Consider the following 20,942-nt stretch of genomic DNA (forward strand, 5'->3'; position numbering starts at 1 on the left):
GTAATTATCTTGTTTTTTTATTGGTTGACGATGCGCTCGATAAAATCCTGATCTTTGTGGTTGACTCAAGCCATGCAATAACCCTTGCGGCAAAGAAGATGATTTTAGTTGAGGAATTAATGGCAAAGAATTTACCTAATGCTTTTCCGCCAACGGTAAGCGCTGCTACTATACTAGTTAAAATTACAGAAATTGTAATTTGCACTGTCGAACCATCGCTATATCCTAATACATTTGCCACTTGCAATACTACAATTGCTGATGCCGTCCCACTTACTATACCAGAAATATCTCCAATTACATCGTTACAAAAACTAGCAAACCTGTCTGCATTCCTAACGATAATAATGGCTTCTTTAGCGCCAGATACTTTTTCTGAAGCCATCGCATGGAAGGGTTTCTCATGAGCAGCTGTTGCTGCAATTCCTAACATATCAAATATAACACCTGTGAACACAATAATGAAAACGATAACAAGTCCAATAATCCACATAACCCCGCTTAAAACGGAGGATGATATAACTGAAAAAATAGCCGCTAACACGAATGTGATAACGGCAATACTTAAACTGAATTTTAAGGATTTTTTTAATTTATTGTCCATTCTCTACCTCTATATCCTTTAATTGACTTCATATGTAGCGAAAGGAATGGTCACGTAACAGGTAAAAATTGCGGCTTAGGTCTAGTAGGTTTTCCCAATCAAGCACCGAGTGTCACCACTCTGGCGGTTCCCCTTTAAGCTTGACTCAGCTCCGTCTCCGAAAACTGGACTAGATTGCCACTTAGTCCGCACTATAATTCCTGTTACATGTCCAAACTAGAACAGCCTAGGGGATTTCCCCGACAGCCTTTAACCAATCCTTAGCCTCTTTTGCAGTTCTGATTTCATACAGCTTACACACCATGTCTTCAGTGGCCATCCGAAGTACAATGGTATTCATTAACTATAATCCCCTCAAAACCACTCAAGGCAGGCTACGCTGCGCATATAGATATTACTCCATATACTGCAGGTTCATACCCCATTCCATAAGGATCCCTGGCTCAGGGATCCTTACAGAGATGGGCCTCCGCGGAAGCAGGGTCAACGCCCACATGCCTTTGTGGATCGCCCTGCAACCTTAACTCCCAGCATCGACCCAAGGCTGGGCGCCTCAAGCCAACACAAGGAACTTCATCGATATGCCCTTTGGCGGATTTTTAGGCCCGCCTTCAGGATCGGAGGGCCGACTAGAATACTGCACCATTCCTCACTAACCATAATATATCATATTCTAAATCCTTGCTCAATCTAAACGTTTTTAATGATCACGGCTACTTAAATAGTGGATGAGTTCTGAAAGAATTGTATTGTTTACGCCTGCGTTTAGAAGTGCACCTTGCGCCGTTTCCACGTACGCCTCCATTTGCTCACGTGCTCCATCCAGACCCAGCAATTGAGGATATGTACTCTTTCTATTACCCTCATCACTTCCTACAGGTTTACCAATTTTCTCAGCATCTCCAGTCACGTCTAATATATCGTCCTGAATTTGAAAAATCAGTCCAAGGGCTTCACCCATTTTTTTCATTTCGTCGAATTTTTCATTTGAAGCATTTCCTAGAAAGGTTCCAGCAATAATAGCGAAATTCAACAACTTCCCAGTCTTTTTCTTGTGTATGTTCTCAAGCTCTTGAAGAGGAATTTGTTTATCTTCGCTCAGCATGTCCTGCATCTGTCCTTCAACCATACCTGATGCACCACTGGCTCTGGATAACTCCCGTATCAAAAATACTCTTTCCCGATCATTAAGCTCTTGATCATTCACAATTATTTCAGAGCTTAATGTGAGGAGGGCATCTCCAGCAAGGATCGCTGTTGCTTCATCAAAACGACGATGGCTAGTTGGCAAACCTCTCCGGAAATCATCATCGTCCATCGCGGGTAGATCATCATGAATCAGTGAATAGGTATGGATCATTTCCAGTCCGCAGGCTACCGCTATGGCTTTATCGACATTTGCACCAAACGCCTCGGCTGTAGCTATTAATAGTATAGGTCGTAATCTCTTACCTCCTGCTTCAATAGAGTAAAGCATAGCGTCCTGAAGACGGCCAGGTACGGTATAATCCCTTACATAATGTATTAATTGCTGATTGATCAACTGACGTTTCTCTAATAGATAATCCGATAAAATCACAGTCATTCTTCTTCCTGAATAGAAAATGATTCGAATTCGCCGTGTTCGTTCAGGATCTGCTGCATCTGTTTTTCTACATTTCCTAATTTTTCACTGCAGATTTTAGAAAGTTGCATTCCTTCTTGGTAATACTGAATGGCTTTTTCCAGCGGAACTTCTCCAGTTTCCAATTTTTCCACCAGATCTTCAAGCTGCTTCATTGCTTCCTCAAAACTTAATTGATCTTCTTTTTGGGTCATTTTTCATCCTCCTCTACGTCCAGCACTTCACAATTAATGGTGCCATCATGAACTTTCAAAGCTAACTTTGACCCTTCCTTTACATGAGCGACTTCTTTAACGACATTTCCATTTTCTTTAAAAGGAATAGCGTACCCTCTTTTCATGATCTCAAGCGGGTTCAGCAACGTTAATTTATCCAGATTATTATGAAACTGATCTTTTTTTGAATGTAGCGTTTCCTGAAAACGAAGCTGTAATTGCCGGGTCTCTTTATTTAAGCGTTCTTTAGTCTCGTTAATTTGAGTGCCTGGTCCCTGCTGCTTTAATCGATTACGAATATTTTTCCACTTCTCAGTTTGTTGGGAGTGAATGAGCTTCATTTGCTTGGCGTGTCTTTCCATTATACGATCCAGGTCTTGTTCCTTTTGACGGAGCAGCTGTTCTGGATATTTGAAAGCATACGACCTTTGCAAACGATTCAGTTTTTGTCTGTCTTCCACTGACTTTGATTCCATGAAACGTATGAGGCGGTGCTTCAATGAGCGGGTATTCTCCTGTAATTCTACTATGGAAGGGACCGCAAGCTCTGCTGCCCCGGTAGGTGTAGCTGCTCTTAAATCAGCGGCAAAATCACTGATTGTGGTATCCGTTTCATGTCCTACAGCGGAGATAACAGGAATAGAAGAATCAGCAATAGCTCTCGCGACAATCTCCTCATTAAATCCCCATAAATCTTCAATCGATCCTCCTCCACGTCCCACAATTAAAACATCGCAATCAAGGTTTTGATTGGCATATTGAATGGCATTAGCTACTGAAGATGCCGCTCTCTCCCCTTGAACGAGGACTGGTAGAATTGAAACGGGGACCACAGGATATCTGCGTTTAATGGTTGATAATATATCTCTAACAGCCGCACCTGTAGGAGAGGTAATAACTCCGATGTGATTTGGGTAGGCAGGAATATTTTTTTTGCGTTCAATAGCAAATAGACCTTCCTGCTCAAGCTTCTCCTTTAATTGCTCAAACGCTAAGTACAGAGCTCCAATGCCATCAGGCTGCATTTCTTTGATATAAAGCTGGTACTGCCCCATAGGTTCATAGACATTTATTTCACCCTTTATGAGAACATTCATGCCATTCTCAGGATTAAATTTAAGGTCTCTATTGTTCCCTGCAAACATAACAGCTTGAATTCTTGCAGCGTTGTCTTTTAACGATAAGTACATATGACCCCGGCTATGGTGTTTAAAATTTGAGATTTCCCCCCTGAGCCATACGGTCTTTAAATGTGGATCCCCCGAAAGTTTACGTTTAATGTATTTAGTGAGTGCCGTAACCGTAAGATATTGGTCGTTCACATTAAAGTCCCCTTACTGATGATTGTGAATTCGTTTTGCAGCTTTAATCGTGTTGTGCAGGAGCATAGTAATGGTCATAGGTCCTACACCTTTAGGGACAGGAGTAATGTAAGAGGCTTTCTGACGAGCAGATTCAAACTGAACATCCCCGGTCAATTTCCCCTCTACACGGTTTACACCCACGTCGATTACAACTACACCGTCGCTAATATCTTCAGCTGAAATCAAACCTGGTTTTCCGGCAGCCACAATTAATATGTCCGCTTTACGTGTATGATCCTGTAAATTTTTGGTTCGGGAATGGCAATGAGTTACAGTAGCATTCTCGTTGAGCAGGAGTTGTCCTACAGGCTTGCCAACTAAATTACTTCTGCCAATAATTACGACATTCTTACCTTCCAAGCTGATCTCTGCACGCTTCAGCATTACTAAAATTCCGTAGGGTGTACAAGGATAAAAAGTCTCTTGCCCTGTCATCATCTTTCCCACATTACTAGGATGGAAGCCATCAACATCTTTAGCAGGGTCAATAGCTTCAATTACTTTCTGGTCTGCAATCTGGTCAGGAAGAGGAAGTTGAACGAGTATACCATGAACCGTTTGATCCTGGTTAAGTCGTTCGATAAGTTCTAACAATTCCTGTTCAGATGTCGTTTCAGGCAATTCAATTAGTTCAGAGTCCAGTCCCACTTTATCAGAGGCCCTCTTTTTTCCTCTTACGTAAGACATTGATGCAGGGTCCTCACCAATTATGACTACTACTAATTTCGGATAAATTCCATTTTCCTTTAATCCTTTAACTTCTTCCTTCATTTCTTCACGGAGTTCTTCTGCTAACTGTTTTCCATAAATTACTTCAGCTGCCATCTCGCATCCCCCTTGCTAATATTTAGATCATCTTTGAGAGTACGCCGTTTACGAACTTTCCGGATTCTTCCTCACCGAAAATCTTCGCTAATTCTACGGCTTCATTGATCGCTACTTGTGATGGAACATCTTCATTGTACTTAATTTCGTAGGCTGCCATTCTTAAGATCGTCTTTTCTACCTTCGGAAGGCGAGAAAAGGTCCAATTCACCAGGTTGTCCGAGATCCATTGGTCAATCTCCGCCCGATGATTTGCCACACCGTGTACCAAATCATGCATAAAAGCATCGACCACAGGCTCTTCGATAACATGCTGAATAGCTTCCTCGATATCGATCTCACTATTGTTGACTTGAAAAAGCGCCTGAAAAGCCTTTTCTCGTGCTGTGCGTCGTTTCATGTTCATTCTCCTTTTAGGTAATATCCGTTTGCATAATAACATTTTAGTACAATAAAAGCTATTCCATTGTAAGGATTAAACAAGTTCAATATAGAAGATGAAAAGGCCGGAAAGGGAAACAGTTCCCCTTTTCCGGCCTCCTGCTAAAATTCTTCACTGACGAGTTCGTCTTCTTTTGCTTCAATTTGTACTCCGACAATATGGACATTTATTTCTTTAATCTCAAGTGCTGTCATATTTTTGAGTGCTTGACGAGTATTGTCCTGTATTTTTTGAGCCGTATCAGGAATCGAAATTCCATAGTCCATCACAACAAAGGCATCTATAAGTACCCCATCTTCTGTAAGTTCAACTTTAACGCCTTTACCGTGGTCTTTTTTCCCTAAACGCTCCACTACACCAGAAGCGAAGTTACCACGCATGGATGCTACTCCGGCTACTTCAGAAACAGCTATACCTGCAATTACTTCTATGACTTCAGGAGCAATCTCGATGTTACCAAGTGTCGATCCGTCCGTCACATTCAACAATTGCTTCTCACTCATAATGACCACCCCTTTTATTCTTCATCCTTCATTATAGTATATTTCTCAAGAAACATTGTGTTAAAGTCTCCGCCCACAAAAATTTCATGCTCCATCATACGCTGATGGAATGGAATTGTTGTATGCACCCCTTCTATAATAAATTCATCCAGGGCACGTTTCATTCTCTGGATCGCTTCATCGCGATCTCTTCCATAAGCAATGAGTTTCGCTACCATTGAATCATAATAAGGAGGGATCATATACCCCGGATAAGCTGCAGAATCAACACGTACCCCAAATCCTCCTGGAGGAAGATACATGTCAATACGTCCTGCTGAAGGCATGAAATTCTTGAATGGATCTTCAGCGTTAATCCGACATTCAATCGCCCATCCTTCAAACGTAATTTCTTCCTGGGTAAAGGAGAGTTTTTCATTGTTGGCGATTTGAAGCATCTCTTTGATTAAGTCTACTCCTGTTACCATCTCAGTTACAGGATGCTCGACTTGTATGCGAGTATTCATTTCCATAAAGTAAAATTCTTGTTCCTCTTTATCAAAAATGAATTCGACAGTTCCAGCTCCTGAATAATTGACGGCTAGCGCTGCTTTCACTGCCGCATCTCCCATTTTTTCACGAATATCTGGTGTAACTGCAGGAGAAGGTGTTTCTTCAATAAGTTTCTGTAATCTTCTCTGGATTGTACAGTCACGCTCTCCTAAGTGTACGGCATTTCCATGATTATCTGCCAGCACCTGAATTTCTACGTGACGGAAGTTTTCAATATATTTTTCAATATAAACCCCAGGATTACCAAAGGCGGTTTCAGCTTCCTGCTGAGTCATACGAATGCCGGTTTTAAGATCATCTTCATCTCGCGCCACTCGTATTCCTTTTCCACCTCCGCCGGCTGTAGCTTTAATAATTACGGGATAACCAATCTCTTCCGCAATTTTCAAGCCTTCCGCTTCATCCTTAATAATACCTTCCGATCCTGGAACAATTGGCACGCCTGCTTCTCTCATCGTTTCGCGTGCGACATCCTTTGTACCCATTTTCTGAATGGCATAGGAAGAAGGACCAATGAACGTAATATTGCATTCTTCACACATTTCTGCGAACTCAGCATTTTCGGAGAGAAAACCGTAACCAGGGTGAATCGCATCTGTTTCCGACAGAGTGGCTACACTCATGATATTGGTATAATTCAAATAGCTATCCTTACTTAACTTTGGCCCTACGCAGTAAGCTTCATCAGACAGCTGAACATGAAGAGCCTCTTTATCTGCTTCAGAATAAACTGCTACCGTTTCAATTCCCATCTCTTTGCAGGCACGGATAATTCGAACAGCTATTTCTCCTCTATTGGCTATTAAAACTTTTTTAATCAAAATCTCATCCCCCGTTACTTAGACTTTACGCGGAATAATGGTTGTCCGTATTCTACGAGTTCACCGTCTTCTGCAAGAATCTCGACGATTTCCCCGCTGACTTCCGCTTCTATTTCATTGAATAATTTCATCGCTTCTACAATGCAAACCACGCTGTCCTCTTTCACTTGATCTCCCACCTGAACATAAGCTTCCTGATCTGGAGAAGGTGATTGATAAAATGTTCCAACCATAGGAGAAGTAACTTCCGCATCATAATTAGCTTCCTTCTGCTCATTCTTTCCTGCTTCTTCCGGTTCGGCTTGGTCCTGTACTTCCTTTTTAACAGGCTCATTTTCCTGATCTTGCGACGGGGCTTGCGCTTGAACAGATTCTTGAACTTTTACAGGCTCTGACACGACCTGGCCTTGTTCCTTCTTCATAGATACTTTGGTTCCATTTGATTCATAGCAGAATTCATCGATGTTTGATTGATCGATAAGTTTAATTAATTCACGTATTTCCTGCACCTTTAACATAGTTGGCACTCCTTTATGTACTAAACTTTTTTATAACTGATATTAATAATTCCTCTTAACATTTTACGACAGAATACCACTTGACTGCAACTTCCTGATTGGAAGCGGTTTATTCCCAGGTGGTGCATGAATGTAAAAACAGGGCATAAGTCCCCTGTCCAATTTGATAAAATCATATAAAAAGCCCCTTACCGATTAGGTTAGGGGCTCTTGATTATTTTGTCGGTTGGAATTGAACTTGCACGCGCTTTTCTCCAAACTCATCTGAAACCATTTGGATAATTTGATTGGTTTCGGACTTTGATAATTCATCCGCTTTTAATGTAACATGAACGACCTCGTCTTCTGCGCGAACTAGCACATCTTCATATGGAGCGCTTGCCTGAATAGTGTTTTCTAATATAGACTCTTTAGATTGATTCTCCTTAATCGTTTCCATTTTTTCTAAAGCTTCATTTTTTTCCTGTGTAGTAAAATTACTCGAAGCTACGATTTCTGAAAGCTGTTCCTGAAGCTGATCTCTCTCATTTTGTTTTTCTAAGCGGATAGCGGCGAATAGTTCCTCTGTTGAAACCTGAGAAATAACGGAGCCGTCAGCAGAAGTCTTCACCCCTTCCGCATTCTCTTGACTCTTTCCATCTTCATTCACTTCTGTCCAACCATCTTCTTGAATAAAGGCCATCTCTCCATTATCAGGGGACGTCATGTAATAGACACTCAATACAATTAACAGACTTAACATCGTAAGTAACCAAACGGTTTGTTTTTTAACCAAGATAACCCCTCCTTATTGTTTAGGCAAGACAGAAATACGATGACTGGGTACGTCTAAGACTCTGGATACAGCTTCGACCACCCACCCTTTAACTTGAATTTGATCGACCCCCTTAGCGGTGACGAATACACCACTGACCTCTGGTTTGGTCGTTTTTGTTAGTAAAGGAACTTCACGGTCTCCTTGACGAACCAGGACTAACTGCTGTTCCTTTGAATAATCTTCAATCTCTCTTTCCCCTCCATTCTTATCTGTTTCCTTAGTGGTCTGCTTTCCTATAATTAAATTTTTGTCATACACTTTTTCATGAGTGGCGGATAAATTAATCATAATATCAACTGAACTTACCCCTTCAATATTCTCCAGTAGTGGTTTTAATTGTTTCTCGTAGCCCTTTTCCAATTGGTTTATGGAGTCGGTTAATTCAGGTGCGTCGTTTGCTTCAGAAGATATTGAAGTCTTTTCTGTCATTTCGCCTTGTGAAGGCGGAGCGGGTTCGTTACTCTGGAACCAGTTGCTAGAGAGAATGATCAAAACGCCAATTAATCCAAGACCGATAAAATATTTAGGCTTATTAATCTTTTTTCCTTCTTTAGAAGACAAAGGTTCTAATAACTTACTCCACCACTTATTCATCCTCTTCCTCCCAGCGGATTTCTATTTGTGCTTTGTCTAATTCCAAGTATTTGGAGACCCAGTCTTGAATACCATCAAGCTGCTCCTCCTCCTTGGGGGCCTGTTTCTCCATGATGGATATAGAAACATTCTCAACAGTTTTACTTTCTTCAAGAGGAGTAAGTGTTAGAACCAGCTTGTCCAGTGTATCCATTTGATACGGTTCTTGAAGAAAGCTCATCTCTAGATCAACCAGCTGCAAATTCTGTTCTTTAAGCGGATCTTTAAGCTCAGCTGACAATGATTGGGTAACTTGTTCTAATTTATATGCATCTTGTCCTTCAAGTATTTCTTTTTTCTTTTCTTCAATACTTTCGTCCAGGGCATCAACTTCCATTTCTTCATTCATCGTGTACTCCGCTTTTTTCAATAGCTGTTCTGGATTTATCTTTAATAGTTGTAATAAAGGGCCTAGAAATATTAATAATAGAAGCACTGATAGAACGAGACGAGCGTATTTCTTCATCAATCCTGAAGGAAGAAGTGCATCGGCAACAATGGCTAATAGCAGAAATAAAACAATTCTTGTAATCCACTCTATAAAAAGATTCATTCTTCACACCCTCATCTAACCATCATGGTTATGTTGCTGGCTGCCACCATAATGACGATAACTAGAAAGAACATCATGGAAACCATTAACAATGCAGCAAATACATACATGATATGTCTGCTCACTACATCCATGGCTCGAATAATAGGGCCATCTCCTAGCGGCTGCAATAAAGCAGCAGCCATTTTATATATGATAGCAATAGCGAAAACTTTAAGTGCGGGAAACACAGCAATTCCGAGCAGTATAACTACTCCTGCAATCCCCAAAGTGTTTTTCAAAACGAGAGAGGCACCTAATATGGTGTCTGTGGCATCGGTAAACAACCGTCCCACAACCGGCACAAAATTACCTGTAACAAATCTTGCCGTTTTCATCGTCACGCCATCCTGAACAGCTGTCACCGTCCCTTGAACGGATATAACTCCTAGAAAAATAGTTAAAAAAATACCCATGACTGCTAAGCCGGTTTTCCTTAGCAGCTCTGCAAGCTGATCTACTTTATAAGTCTCATTGAGCGACCCAACAATCAAAAGTAATGCAGAAGATGTAAACAAAGGTATTAAAAGGAATTTCACTAAAAGACCACTGGACTGAACAAGAGCTACTATAATGGGATGAAAAAAAGATATAGACATTAAATGACTGAATGAGGCCATTATTCCAAGCAATAGTGGAAGCAGTCCGATCATAAAGCTGCTCATTCTGTCGATCGCCTCTATCGTGTAATCAATCACTTGCCTGAAACTCTCCAGGGCCAGTGTAAGAAGCACGAGATAAACAACTAGGTAAGCGATTTTACTAATGACTGGATTTTCAAATGAATTCTGAACCGATTGAAGTAATGTACTGAATAGCGTTAAGAACAATAAAGAGGCCAGTAACTTACCGTTCAGCATCAACTCTTGAAAGAAGAATTGAAGGATTCCTGTGAACCAGTCCGATGTTTTCAGCGATCCCTCGTTTTGAATATATTCACGAAAGTTTTTCATATTGAAGGAGGGCATATAATCTCCATAATCCTGGTCTAGCTCCTCCCAGCTTTTCTCAAGCTCGTCTGTTGAAATATAATCTAACATAGCAGGAGGCGCATCAGGATTTTGAGAAGCCGATGAGATCATGGGAAAACAAACGATGCCCAGGAGTAAACAGACTATGAAAGATAAACGTTTCATTTCCTACCTCGCTATCTTATCCTAAGTAACCAGGAATAAAGTTTAGGATGGTCTCTATTACTGCAGTGACGATAGGAATCGCAAGCATTAATATGAATAGTTTCCCTGCCAGTTCAACTTTGGAAGCTAATGAATTCAACCCAGCATCTCTGATTAATTGAGCACCAAATTCTGCAATATAAGCAATTCCTATAATTTTCAAAATGGTTTTGAAGTAAAAGGGTTCCACCTGAGCTTGTTCGGCCATATAGGAAAGAAGCGCGAATATATGTTTAACCTGATCAAGAATGGATAGAAAGATAATGATGACGGTAAATAAAAGGAGCAGAAAAGCGGCCGAGGATTTATGCTCTTTTAATAAGATGATTAATAAGGCCGCTACTAGTCCTAAAGACACAATTTGTATAATATCCATAACTTCCTACCCCTGGTAAAGAAAAACTGATTTAATTTCCTGAAATAAATCAGCGAGCCGATACAAAACGATGAACAGGACTATGATGAATCCTGTGAGCGTCACCGCCTGCGCAATCTCCTCTTTTCCCATTTGCTTTAGGATACTGTGTATCATCGCGACAATAATACCTACACCGGCAATTTGAAAAAGTATCGTGGCATCTTGCAGCACAATGGCTCTTCCCCCTTTAAATAATTAATATAATGACTAGCAGACCACTTAAAATCCCCATACCACGAGCCATCCTCTGATACTGCTCGACTCCATCCAAAGCTTCCTGGAGCTCTCGATCTAAATGATGGAGTGCCAATTGAATTTGTTTCTGCTGCTGCTCGAGATCATGCTGACCTAAAGTACGTCCAAACTGTAGTAAGATCTCCCATTCGCTCTTTCCCATCGCATTCGAAGACCAATGCTTTTTCAATCGGGCTTCCCATAAAGATGCAAAATCCGAACAAGGTTCTTGAACCTGGTAAATTTTTTCAAAAAACTGAGAGGTTGGCGACGGTAAGTGTCTGGCTAAATTCTCACAGACTTCCCATAATGAGGACTGTCCGTAGACCATTTCTGCTTCGATCATTTGCAAAGCATTTTTCCACTGCCGTATATGTCCTGGTCTTTGTTTAAAGCGGGCTGCGATATCAAAACCGGTAAGTGTTGTTACTGTTAGGATGAGTACGGCCCCAATCCACTCCATGCAATTCCCTCCCCTTCCAATGAGCTATGGGCAGTCCACACTCGTCTAAAACGGTGATAGACCCGGGATTATTTGGGCTTAACCGTTCCAGAACAAGGTAACGTTCGAACACTCCATCCTCTATCAACTCCTTAGTTGAGGGCCGTTTCCGAACGTTAGTTAAGCTCGTTCCATGAATACTGCATATTACTTCAACTCCAGTAAAAGTCGCTTCTCTAATTGCATTCGCATCAGCTGTCCCGCCAATTTCATCGACAATCAATACTTCTGGAGACATCGAACGTATCATCATCATCATACCTTCTGCTTTAGGACAGGCATCCATAACATCTGTGCGTGCTCCTACGTCTAGTTGGGGGACCCCACGAAGACTGGCTGCTATTTCAGATCTTTCGTCCACAATGGCTACCTTACTTGCCCCTAGATCCTGATGACCTGACCCAATTCGCTGAGCCAATTCCCTTAATAAAGTGGTCTTACCTGAATGTGGGGGACCGATAATCAAAGTGCTTGTCCATCTATCACCCTGATACAAATAAGGAATGAGTTGATTAATCTGTCCTGTAGTATTCTTAGCCACACGAATATTCATAAAAGCGATATGTTTTAATGTCTCAACATGATGGTTTACCGTGTTTGCCTTACCGGCTAACCCTACTCGGTGACCTCCCTGAATCGTTATGAAGCCCTCTTTTAATTCATCTTTAAATCGATAGAGCGAAAACTGACTGATCTGATTCAATACGTAGGATAAATCTACCGATGTAACAATCGGCCCTTCTACCAATCCATTTTTCCTGGCATCAAGAACCTCAATTTTCTGATTAATTCGCAAGCGAATTTCCTGAATTGTCTTCCAATTCACTTTCCTTTTTAAGAGGATTTGGAAGTGATCGGGAAACAACCTGATAATCTCCTCCATCCTTTTCTGCTCCTTTAATTGGTTTACTTCATATGTATGTTCTATCTCATCTCTTATGACAATCTGAGAGATATAAAATAGATTTTCTCTATTAAAAAAAGCTCATCCCAACTTAGGGATGAGCTTTAAAAGAGCCTCTCTATTTACTATGCACGTGAAACATATTTTCCATCTGTTGTACTGATCAACAGATTCTCCCCTTCATTAATAAAGAAAGGTACCTGCACGGTCAAACCTGTCTCTAAAGTTGCAGATTTGGTACCGCCGCTTGCGGTATCTCCTTTAATACCTGGTTCTGTTTCCACTACTTTTAATTCAACGTTTTTAGGAAGCTCTACACCAATGGTCTCTGCCTGATAAGACTGGATTTGTACCTCCATATTTTCTTTCAGATAGTTCAACTGCTCTTCAAGCACGGATGATGGAATTTCTACTTGTTCAAAAGTTTCCATATCCATAAATGCATGCATATCTCCATTGGCGTAAAGATATTGCATTTTACGGTTTTCAATATGGGCACGTTCCACCTTTTCCCCACCACGGAACGTTTTTTCCTGAATATTTCCGTTTCTTAGGTTACGTAACTTGGACCGCACGAATGCAGCCCCTTTTCCTGGTTTTACATGCTGAAAATCCATTACAGACCAGATATCTCCGTCCACTTCGATGGTTAGACCTGTTCTAAAATCATTAACTGAAATCATATTTTTTCCTCCTTCTATATTTTTACAATGAAATAAGTTCTTTAGTGGATGTGCTTAAACGGTTGTTACCGGCGCTTGTAATGACCGTATCATCTTCAATCCGGCAGCCTCCCACATTTGGTACGTATATCCCAGGCTCAACGGTTACTACCATTCCCTCTTCCAGAACCATATCGGAACGGAATGAAAGACCAGGTCCTTCATGGACATCTAAACCAATTCCATGTCCAGTTGAATGGCCGAAGTATTCTCCGTAACCTTTCTCCTTAATATAATCACGTGTTAGGGCATCTGCTTCCTTACCTGTTATCCCGGACTTAAGTCCCTCCATACCTTTTAACTGAGCCTGCAGAACAACATCATAGATTTCCCGCAGTTCCTCACTAATTTCACCAACGGCTACCGTACGGGTAATATCTGAACAGTATCCTTTGTATAGAGCTCCGAAGTCCAAAGTAACCAGCTCTCCAGATTGAATTTCTTTTTCAGATGCTACGCCGTGCGGTAAAGCAGAACGATAGCCTGAAGCCACAATAATATCAAAACTGGAAGAGGTAGCCCCCTGCTTTCTCATAAAGAATTCCAATTCATTTGAAACATCGATTTCCCTGACGCCTGGTTTAATATAGCTTTGTATATGTTCAAAGGCATCATCAGCAATTTTTGCAGCATCTTGTAATATACTAATCTCCTCATCCGTCTTAATCAAGCGTAACTTTTCGACGAGACCTGAGGTAGGAATAAGGTTTGCTTTTAGTTCTTTTCGGTACTGCTCATAGACACTATATGTAACATGGTCTTTCTCAAAGCCAATCCGTTTAAGCCCTAAACGCTCCACTTGATTGGCGACTTCTTTCACCATAGGATTTTTATGTTCAACGACCTCGAAATCAGATGCTTGTTCGTTAGCTTGTTCGGTATATCGAAAATCAGTAATAAGTAAGGCTTCCCCACTTGTGACGAGCAGCGCCCCTGAGGAACCGGTAAATCCTGATACATAACGCCTGTTTTTTGGGCTCATAATCAGTATACCATCGAGTTCATCGCTCATAACGGATTTGCGTAGATTTTCTAATTTACTCATCTTACATGTCTCCCTTCTGATTCTATCTTTTTAATTATAGCTAATGCAGCCAGGCGGTAACCATCTATACCAAAGCCTACAATCTGGCCCTGGGACACTGGAGCAATCATGGATTGATGACGGAAGGATTCTCGCGCATGAATATTAGAAATGTGTACTTCTACAACTGGCAGGGAGATAGCGCTCACCGCATCTCTTAATGCAATACTAGTATGAGTATAAGCAGCTGGATTCATAATAACACCCGCCGCCTGTACGTCAGCTTTATGAAGCAGGTCAACGAGATGCCCTTCATGATTCGATTGGAATTCTTCTACTTCATATCCATACTCCCAGGCCGTATCTTTAACGAGTTTTACAACATCCGCCAAAGAAGCGTTACCATAAGTGCCTGGCTCTCTCTTTCCAAGCATGTTTAAATTCGGCCCATTAATTAAAAACAGGCGTTTTGCCACCATCATTTCATCCCACCATTTACGAAATTGTCATACTTTTTCAGTTTATCATACTACTCCTTTGTTTGAGTATTAATTTGCTGACTCGTTAAACTCCTTATATTCAAAGGAAATAGAAAAACCTATGAATAATCCATAAAGAAGAAATAAACATCCTGTCGTAACCCAAGTGTCACTGGATAATTCCATAAACGATGGTATGGCTGGAAATAAGGGTGTAAGGATAACAAAAATAATGGCCCACAAAACTAAACCAAAAATCAGGCCCGGCCAAATGCCATTTTTCTTTTTCAAAAACATATAATAGAGCAGAGCACTTATAAGAGACAACACTCCCACAATAATAACAGCCAGTACTTCAGCTAGCCAAGTTCCTGTCCATTCCGTCTGCCAAAAGGAGCGAAATAGGAAGGAAGCAGCAGAAACTTCACTAAAGTGAAAATAATAAGCAAGAGCTGCTAAACCACTCCACAATACCCCCGAAGCGAAACCAATGATTAAAGTTTTGGTAAGAACACTTTGCTGGGGTTCCTGTTGATGTTGTTCTTTTGGTTTATCTGACATTTAAATCACCTCTGTCCATTATCTTTAACCATCTGCGAATTTTTCATGCTCTTTCGACATAATAAAGGCTAGAGATGCGAAGAAAAATAAGGTAAAATATAAGTAAGAAAGAATATAAATCAGGTGTTTATTCAGCCACTTACTCTGGGAACATTTAAGTAAATGTAAAAAAATCCCACTACCGAATCTTAACTTCACGTATCTACTAAAATAACTTCTACACCAAAGAACCATAGTCTTTGAATAATTCCAGCTGAAGAGGAAATAATCATTAATAGAACTATTTACACTTTACTATCCCATCATAGTTGGCAACCTATTATGATGTTCCAATATATGATTTTGGGATATAAATATTTTATAAGTGGTATATATAATATTAAAAGGTCTTTAGTCGATCATTTTGAGAAGGGGGGAATAACAATCATGCGCAACTGGATGACTCCTATCATATATACGTTGGTGGCTTTAGCAGTTTTCTTTGTAGGCTATCAATTATTGACTGACACTGGAAGCTTTCTTAGCTCAATTGCCATGATGATCGGTATTGCAGCAATCGTCTATGGGGCTATTTACTTTTTCTTCCTGCGAAACCGTGGAATGAGCGGAGGAAAAAGCAGCAATGAAATGAAGAAATATAAGCAAGCTGTTAAACAATCTAAACAAAAATATAAGCAACCCGCTCCTGTAGTGAAAAAAAGTCAGGCCGTTAGATCAGCTAAACCTACAACTATTCATAAAAAAAGTAAACGGCGGGGAAGCGGCCCGCAACTTAGAGTAATTGAAGGAAATAAAAACAAAGATAAAAATCGAGCCTCCTTTTAAAAGGCTCGATTTTATTTTGTCCACCTCTTCAAAAACTCTGCAGCATGAACTCTTCCGATCTTCATCAAATCTTCTTTTTCCTGATTACTAAGATGAAAATCGGTTGTATCGTATCCCTTGACTGATATAAAAATAATATCCTTACTCTTAGAATGAGAAATATATCGAGCATCATGAGCCTGCTGCATGGTTTTAAAGAGTGCGTGGAACATTTGAATGGCATTGCGGATCTTCTGTGCTGGAAGTTGACTGGGCGGGTCACTTAATTTCAAGCCTATTATTGGCCGTTTTCGCCGGCCTTCTTTCCCCTCCCAAATCCATATAGGAAAATTACTTAAAACTCCTCCGTCTACGATTAAAGATTTACCATTTTTTCCATGAAGCTTTATGGGCATAAAAAAATAAGGGAGTCCTGAACTCATCCGCACAGCCTTGGCTACTGAAAAAGTTGCGGGATCAATTCCATATACTCTTTTCAAGTCATCAGGTATCACAATAATGCGACCTATACTTAGATCTGAGCATACAATTTTTAATGATCCTGAGGGTAGATCTGCAAACGTTCGCACCCCTTTTTCTTCAAGCCATTCTTCAATCGTACACTCAAGGCGATTCCCCTTATACAAACCCATGCGGAAGTATAATAAAAACCACTTCGAATAAGGGAATAAACGCTCTGCAATGGGGAGATCAACAAGAGATTCAAAGGAAAGACTCTTCAATTTTTCTTTCAATTCCTTAGAGGTATAACCAGCTGCTGTCATACTTGCAAGAATCGAACCTGCTGAAGTGCCTGCAAGCCGGCTAAATTGATACCCTTGTTCTTCAAGTTCTTCAAGAGCACCTATAAAAGCTAATGCTTTCATCCCTCCACCTGAGAATACTCCATCAACCTTCATAAAATTCACCCCGCTTTAATCCCTTATAAAATCTTATGAGATATTTAGAAGATGAATAACAAAAAGACGCAGAAATCTGCGCCTTGGGGTGGTTATTCTTGATTTTGTTCTTCGTTTTTCTGCTGCACTTCTCTAAGAGAGTCTACTCGAGCGGGTTTCTCATCAAAGTACTGGACAAGATCTCCTATTCGGTCAATAGAATTCCAACTTAGATGATGTTCAATTCCCTCTACATCTTCATAAATGTTTTCTTTATCTACTCCTATTATTTCCAGAAACTGTTCCAATAACTCATGGCGGTAAACAAGACGTTTCCCGACTTTCTTTCCTTTAGGAGTTAAAATGAGCCCTCGGTATTTTTCGTAATTCAAATATTGGTCCCGGTCCAACTTTTGAACCATTTTTGTCACAGAAGATGGATGCACCTGGAGATTTTCAGCAATATCAGATACTCGTGCATATCCTTTGTCTTCTATAAGCATATAAATTTGTTCAATATAATCTTCCATGCTTGGTGTTGGCATGATAAACCCCCAATACAGGCTGTCTTTATGTAGGTGTTTCATGAAAATGATACACTAGTTTGCCTGTTGTGACAAGCGAGTAAAAAAAGTGATACCGGACTCATTGTGAGTCCGGTATATACTCTTTCGGCCAATTCAATTCTACAAACCACACTTCAATTGTGCGTTACAGTTCGTACAAGTGTTACAGCCGCCAATGTCCTCAACAGTACCTTTTCGGCATACTGGACAAGTATCGCCTACTTCAGATCCTATGGTCACATTCGTCTTGTCTAACTCATGTACCGTATCCATTAGAACCACACGAGGTTTTCTTTCGTCTTCAAATTCAAACTCGGTCTGTTCTCCATCAAATTCATTATCCTCCGCTTTTAAGGTTAAGACCTGGCTGTCACGGCTTCCATCAACGTATACGGTACCGCCTTTAGCTCCTCCACGGTATAATCGTTGATAAACCTTTTCCACCTGATCCACCGAATAGCCTCTTGGAGCGTTAACGGTTTTGGAAATAGAACTGTCAACCCAGCGCTGGATAATGCATTGGGTGTCTGCGTGTGCTTCAGGAGACATTGTCATAGCCGTCACAAACCATTCAGGCAGATGATCAGGATCTTGATCAGGGTGTTGATCTAAATATTCATTAACAATATCTGCTTTTACTTCAATAAATTTACCCAAACGTCCACTGCGATAATAAGAGAAAGAGAAATATGGCTCAAGACCCGTACTAACCCCCACCATTGTACCTGTACTTCCAGTAGGTGCTACTGTCAACAAGTGAGAATTTCGGATTCCATACTTCATTACCCCTTCGCGAATATCTTCAGGCATTTCTTTCATGTACCCAGTGTTAATAAACGCTTCGCGCAATTTATACGTTTCCTCTTCACTCGTTCCTTTCAGGAAAGGAAAGCTGCCTTTTTCTTTGGCAAGTTCAATTGAGGTGCGATAGGCGGTAGTTGCAATTACTCCAAAAATTTCATCTACTAATTTGTTTCCTTCTTCAGAACCATATTCGGTTTCACAATAAATTAATAAATCATGGAGCCCCATCACACCAAGTCCTACCCGTCGCTCTCCGAGGGCTTGTACTTTATTTTCTTCCAAGAAATAAGGAGTGGCATCAATAACATTGTCCTGCATGCGCACGCCGGTTTGAACGGTTTGTTTTAATTGATCATAGTTTACTTTTTTCTCTGTTTTATCAGCAACTGAAGCCAGATTAACCGCTGCCAGGTTACATACTGAGAATGGAGCTAGAGGTTGTTCCAAGTTTGTTATCCTTCCGGCTTTTTATCCAGAAGTTCTTACAGTTTTCATTTCCTGCAAGTTCAGCATACATTTTCATCACACCACTCGTGTAATGTTGCGGTCTCGTGGGTGGATTATATTCTCATAATGAGGTTCACCACCTATGCGTTGCCCCTGACTGGAGGATTTAACTTCAGCCTTCGGTTCGGATCAGCATCTCAGCCTTCCCGCTTTATCCCGCAATGTTTTACATGAGGCAAACTATTCACCACATGGGTTTGTAGCTACAACTTTTTGTCCGTAAGCAGAAGCATTTGTTTTTTCATTGGCGTTATCAATGAAGAAAATTCCTGGTTCTGCTGAATAAGTTGCGCATATATTAATTAAATTCCAGAGCTCTGAAGCCTTAACGGTGCGGTAATTCCTTATACCAAAACCTTTTTCTTCCCACTCTCTTACATCTCCGCTACTTTGCCATTCTTCATTGTAAATCTTCATTTCCTCTTTTGTATAGTTCTCTACATCAGGAAAACGTAAGTGGTATTCTGCATTTTCCTCTACAGCGTCCATAAATTCCTTAGTTATACATACTGAAATATTGGCTCCTGTGAGGAATTCTGGATTGTGCACGGTGTACGTGCCGCCAGTGTTTAGCTTCTCCTCAGCTTCCTGAATGGCTTTTTCTGTAAATCCACCTGCACCAGGCATGTGCTTGTAATTTACAACACTTTGAAAAAGGTCTTTCTCCGTTTCCGTTAAAGGAGTGAACTTGAGTTTGTCTTTAGCCAGCTGTTTAATTTGTTCATCCTCAGTATTTTGAATAAGAAAACGCAGGATTCTAGGATTTTGCATTTTAGAAATAATAAACTCAATGATGTCCGGATGCCAGTCAGCAAGCATAATCATCTGTGCTCCCCGTCTGGATCCACCTTGCTCCACAAGATGAGTCAACTTAGCAATATCATCAAGCCATGACACAGATCCAGAGGATTTTCCATTTACTCCACGAGCAAGTGTATTTCTCGGCCTTAGAGTAGAACCATTGGTTCCTACCCCTCCCCCGCGCGACATAATCTCCATGACTTGTTTACGATGGTCAGAAATACCTTCTCTGGAGTCTTGTATATAAGGCATAACATAACAATTGAAATAAGTTACATCGGTATTAGAACCCGCTCCATATAACACACGGCCTGCAGGGATAAAGTTCAAATTTGATAGTTCCTTATAAAAATCCTCAAAACTTTTTTGCTTTTGAACCGGATCCGTTTCTACCTCTGACAATCCGGTCGCATTACGCAGAGCGATTTGTTCATAATACACTTCAAGTGGTTTATCAATGGTATCCAGGTTTCGGGTTATTAAGCCTGTCTCTCGTTCATTTTCATGATCAAGAACGTTTACAAATTCATCCTCTACTTTTACTACTGCTTCATGTTTTTCCCAGTCAATCGACTGAATGAAACCAAAACCCCGAGCAGGAAATTTCGGATCATCTTTCACCGTAAGTACCACGAAATCATTCTCTGCCAACGTAAGTTTTTCGGTATCTTTAAATGCATACCGATCCAGCATAACTAGTCTTGAAACACCTTTGTGAGTAATCTTCATATCTGATGTTATTTCATGTACTTGAGAAAACTGTCGAATATCAGCATTTAACCGATCTACATTAACCTTGGCATAGGTATCATTGGAGGTTGTGGTCTGCATTATGAATCTCTCCCTTGAATGATAAAATAAGTAATTTATTTTCTATTTACATGTAACATACCACATTTACGAAAACTTAATCAATATATTGTGTTTATGAAATAAACTTTTTCAATATATAGTGTTATTGAACGAATGTGTTGAATTTTGTCAATCTACTAATCGTACGCAGAAAGCAGTTTAAGCTAGATTTCAAAAGTA

At 40.5% G+C, this 20,942-nt stretch carries 24 protein-coding genes and 2 pseudogenes; 1 reads left to right on the forward strand and 25 read right to left on the reverse strand.

Annotated features, from left to right (window positions below; all coding sequences use genetic code 11):
• Window positions 1-4: 4 nt before the first annotated feature.
• The 21 genes from LCM11_RS02780 to LCM11_RS02880 all read right to left on the reverse strand — a co-directional run bounded on the left by LCM11_RS02780 (window position 5) and on the right by LCM11_RS02880 (window position 15,529).
• The gene (locus LCM11_RS02780; protein WP_224892743.1) at window positions 5-604 is read right to left on the reverse strand and encodes a hypothetical protein; all 600 of its coding nucleotides are present in this window, start codon (window positions 602-604) and stop codon (window positions 5-7) included.
• Window positions 605-1,304: 700 nt separating this feature from the next.
• Window positions 1,305-2,189 (reverse strand): polyprenyl synthetase family protein, encoded by an 885-nt coding sequence (locus LCM11_RS02785; protein WP_224892744.1) that lies wholly within the window; start codon window positions 2,187-2,189, stop codon window positions 1,305-1,307.
• A complete protein-coding gene (locus tag LCM11_RS02790) occupies window positions 2,186-2,422 on the reverse strand; it encodes an exodeoxyribonuclease VII small subunit (protein WP_224892745.1) in 237 nt (78 codons plus the stop codon). The genes LCM11_RS02785 and LCM11_RS02790 overlap by 4 nt, the downstream gene beginning before the upstream one ends.
• A complete protein-coding gene (gene xseA / locus LCM11_RS02795) occupies window positions 2,419-3,765 on the reverse strand; it encodes an exodeoxyribonuclease VII large subunit (RefSeq protein ID WP_224892746.1) in 1,347 nt (448 codons plus the stop codon). The genes LCM11_RS02790 and xseA overlap by 4 nt, the downstream gene beginning before the upstream one ends.
• A 12-nt stretch (window positions 3,766-3,777) precedes the next feature.
• A complete protein-coding gene (gene folD, locus LCM11_RS02800) occupies window positions 3,778-4,632 on the reverse strand; it encodes a bifunctional methylenetetrahydrofolate dehydrogenase/methenyltetrahydrofolate cyclohydrolase FolD (protein WP_224892747.1) in 855 nt (284 codons plus the stop codon).
• Window positions 4,633-4,654: 22 nt separating this feature from the next.
• Window positions 4,655-5,032, reverse strand: coding sequence for a transcription antitermination factor NusB (nusB, locus tag LCM11_RS02805; protein WP_224892748.1), 378 nt, complete (start codon window positions 5,030-5,032; stop codon window positions 4,655-4,657).
• Between the two features lie 143 nt (window positions 5,033-5,175).
• Window positions 5,176-5,577, reverse strand: coding sequence for an Asp23/Gls24 family envelope stress response protein (locus LCM11_RS02810; protein ID WP_224892749.1), 402 nt, complete (start codon window positions 5,575-5,577; stop codon window positions 5,176-5,178).
• 14 nt (window positions 5,578-5,591) lie between these two features.
• Window positions 5,592-6,950 carry an acetyl-CoA carboxylase biotin carboxylase subunit gene (gene accC / locus LCM11_RS02815; RefSeq protein ID WP_224892750.1) on the reverse strand — a complete coding sequence of 453 codons (1,359 nt, stop codon included), beginning with the start codon at window positions 6,948-6,950 and terminating at the stop codon, window positions 5,592-5,594.
• Between the two features lie 14 nt (window positions 6,951-6,964).
• Window positions 6,965-7,468 (reverse strand): acetyl-CoA carboxylase biotin carboxyl carrier protein, encoded by a 504-nt coding sequence (gene accB / locus LCM11_RS02820; RefSeq protein WP_224892751.1) that lies wholly within the window; start codon window positions 7,466-7,468, stop codon window positions 6,965-6,967.
• A gap of 214 nt (window positions 7,469-7,682) precedes the next feature.
• Window positions 7,683-8,243 carry a SpoIIIAH-like family protein gene (locus LCM11_RS02825; RefSeq protein ID WP_224892752.1) on the reverse strand — a complete coding sequence of 187 codons (561 nt, stop codon included), beginning with the start codon at window positions 8,241-8,243 and terminating at the stop codon, window positions 7,683-7,685.
• A gap of 12 nt (window positions 8,244-8,255) precedes the next feature.
• Window positions 8,256-8,879, reverse strand: coding sequence for a stage III sporulation protein AG (gene spoIIIAG, locus LCM11_RS02830; RefSeq protein ID WP_224892753.1), 624 nt, complete (start codon window positions 8,877-8,879; stop codon window positions 8,256-8,258).
• Window positions 8,872-9,471 (reverse strand): stage III sporulation protein AF, encoded by a 600-nt coding sequence (gene spoIIIAF / locus LCM11_RS02835; RefSeq protein WP_224892754.1) that lies wholly within the window; start codon window positions 9,469-9,471, stop codon window positions 8,872-8,874. Before spoIIIAF ends, spoIIIAG begins: the two co-directional genes overlap by 8 nt.
• An 11-nt stretch (window positions 9,472-9,482) precedes the next feature.
• Window positions 9,483-10,646, reverse strand: a complete 1,164-nt coding sequence (gene spoIIIAE, locus LCM11_RS02840; RefSeq protein ID WP_224892755.1) for a stage III sporulation protein AE — start codon at window positions 10,644-10,646, stop codon at window positions 9,483-9,485.
• A gap of 16 nt (window positions 10,647-10,662) precedes the next feature.
• Window positions 10,663-11,061: a stage III sporulation protein AD gene (spoIIIAD, locus tag LCM11_RS02845; protein WP_014643719.1), complete on the reverse strand. Its 399-nt coding sequence runs from the start codon at window positions 11,059-11,061 to the stop codon at window positions 10,663-10,665.
• Between the two features lie 6 nt (window positions 11,062-11,067).
• A complete protein-coding gene (spoIIIAC, locus tag LCM11_RS02850) occupies window positions 11,068-11,274 on the reverse strand; it encodes a stage III sporulation protein AC (protein ID WP_014643720.1) in 207 nt (68 codons plus the stop codon).
• A gap of 16 nt (window positions 11,275-11,290) precedes the next feature.
• On the reverse strand, window positions 11,291-11,800 hold the full coding sequence (spoIIIAB, locus tag LCM11_RS02855) for a stage III sporulation protein SpoIIIAB (RefSeq protein WP_224892756.1): 510 nt from the start codon (window positions 11,798-11,800) through the stop codon (window positions 11,291-11,293).
• Entirely contained in the window at window positions 11,745-12,722 is a 978-nt protein-coding gene (gene spoIIIAA / locus LCM11_RS02860; protein WP_224892757.1) for a stage III sporulation protein AA, read from the reverse strand. Before spoIIIAA ends, spoIIIAB begins: the two co-directional genes overlap by 56 nt.
• Before the next feature lie 146 nt (window positions 12,723-12,868).
• Window positions 12,869-13,426, reverse strand: coding sequence for an elongation factor P (gene efp, locus LCM11_RS02865; protein WP_224892758.1), 558 nt, complete (start codon window positions 13,424-13,426; stop codon window positions 12,869-12,871).
• 22 nt (window positions 13,427-13,448) lie between these two features.
• Entirely contained in the window at window positions 13,449-14,510 is a 1,062-nt protein-coding gene (locus LCM11_RS02870; protein WP_224892759.1) for a M24 family metallopeptidase, read from the reverse strand.
• Window positions 14,507-14,971, reverse strand: a complete 465-nt coding sequence (aroQ, locus tag LCM11_RS02875; RefSeq protein WP_224892760.1) for a type II 3-dehydroquinate dehydratase — start codon at window positions 14,969-14,971, stop codon at window positions 14,507-14,509. Before aroQ ends, LCM11_RS02870 begins: the two co-directional genes overlap by 4 nt.
• A 66-nt stretch (window positions 14,972-15,037) precedes the next feature.
• Window positions 15,038-15,529, reverse strand: a complete 492-nt coding sequence (locus LCM11_RS02880) for a YqhR family membrane protein (protein ID WP_224892761.1) — start codon at window positions 15,527-15,529, stop codon at window positions 15,038-15,040.
• Window positions 15,530-15,955: 426 nt separating this feature from the next.
• On the opposite strand from LCM11_RS02880, the gene LCM11_RS02885 reads away from it, so the two are divergent.
• Window positions 15,956-16,354, forward strand: a complete 399-nt coding sequence (locus LCM11_RS02885) for a DUF2955 domain-containing protein (RefSeq protein WP_224892762.1) — start codon at window positions 15,956-15,958, stop codon at window positions 16,352-16,354.
• Window positions 16,355-16,365: 11 nt separating this feature from the next.
• Here LCM11_RS02885 and LCM11_RS02890 read toward each other — a convergent pair whose 3' ends face one another.
• The 4 genes and pseudogenes from LCM11_RS02890 to LCM11_RS02905 form a co-directional block, all read right to left on the reverse strand.
• Complete coding sequence (locus LCM11_RS02890) at window positions 16,366-17,253, reverse strand: patatin-like phospholipase family protein (protein WP_224892763.1); 888 nt, start codon at window positions 17,251-17,253, stop codon at window positions 16,366-16,368.
• Between the two features lie 92 nt (window positions 17,254-17,345).
• Window positions 17,346-17,777 (reverse strand): transcriptional regulator MntR, encoded by a 432-nt coding sequence (mntR, locus tag LCM11_RS02895; protein ID WP_014643730.1) that lies wholly within the window; start codon window positions 17,775-17,777, stop codon window positions 17,346-17,348.
• Between the two features lie 141 nt (window positions 17,778-17,918).
• A pseudogene (locus tag LCM11_RS02900) lies at window positions 17,919-19,046 on the reverse strand (ribonucleotide-diphosphate reductase subunit alpha); the annotation flags it as partial.
• Between the two features lie 249 nt (window positions 19,047-19,295).
• Window positions 19,296-20,741 (reverse strand): annotated as a pseudogene (locus LCM11_RS02905) (vitamin B12-dependent ribonucleotide reductase); the annotation flags it as partial.
• Window positions 20,742-20,942: the final 201 nt, after the last annotated feature.

It is taken from the genome of Halobacillus halophilus (genome assembly GCF_020171985.1).
Classification (GTDB): Bacteria; Bacillota; Bacilli; order Bacillales; family Halobacillaceae; genus Halobacillus; species Halobacillus halophilus_A.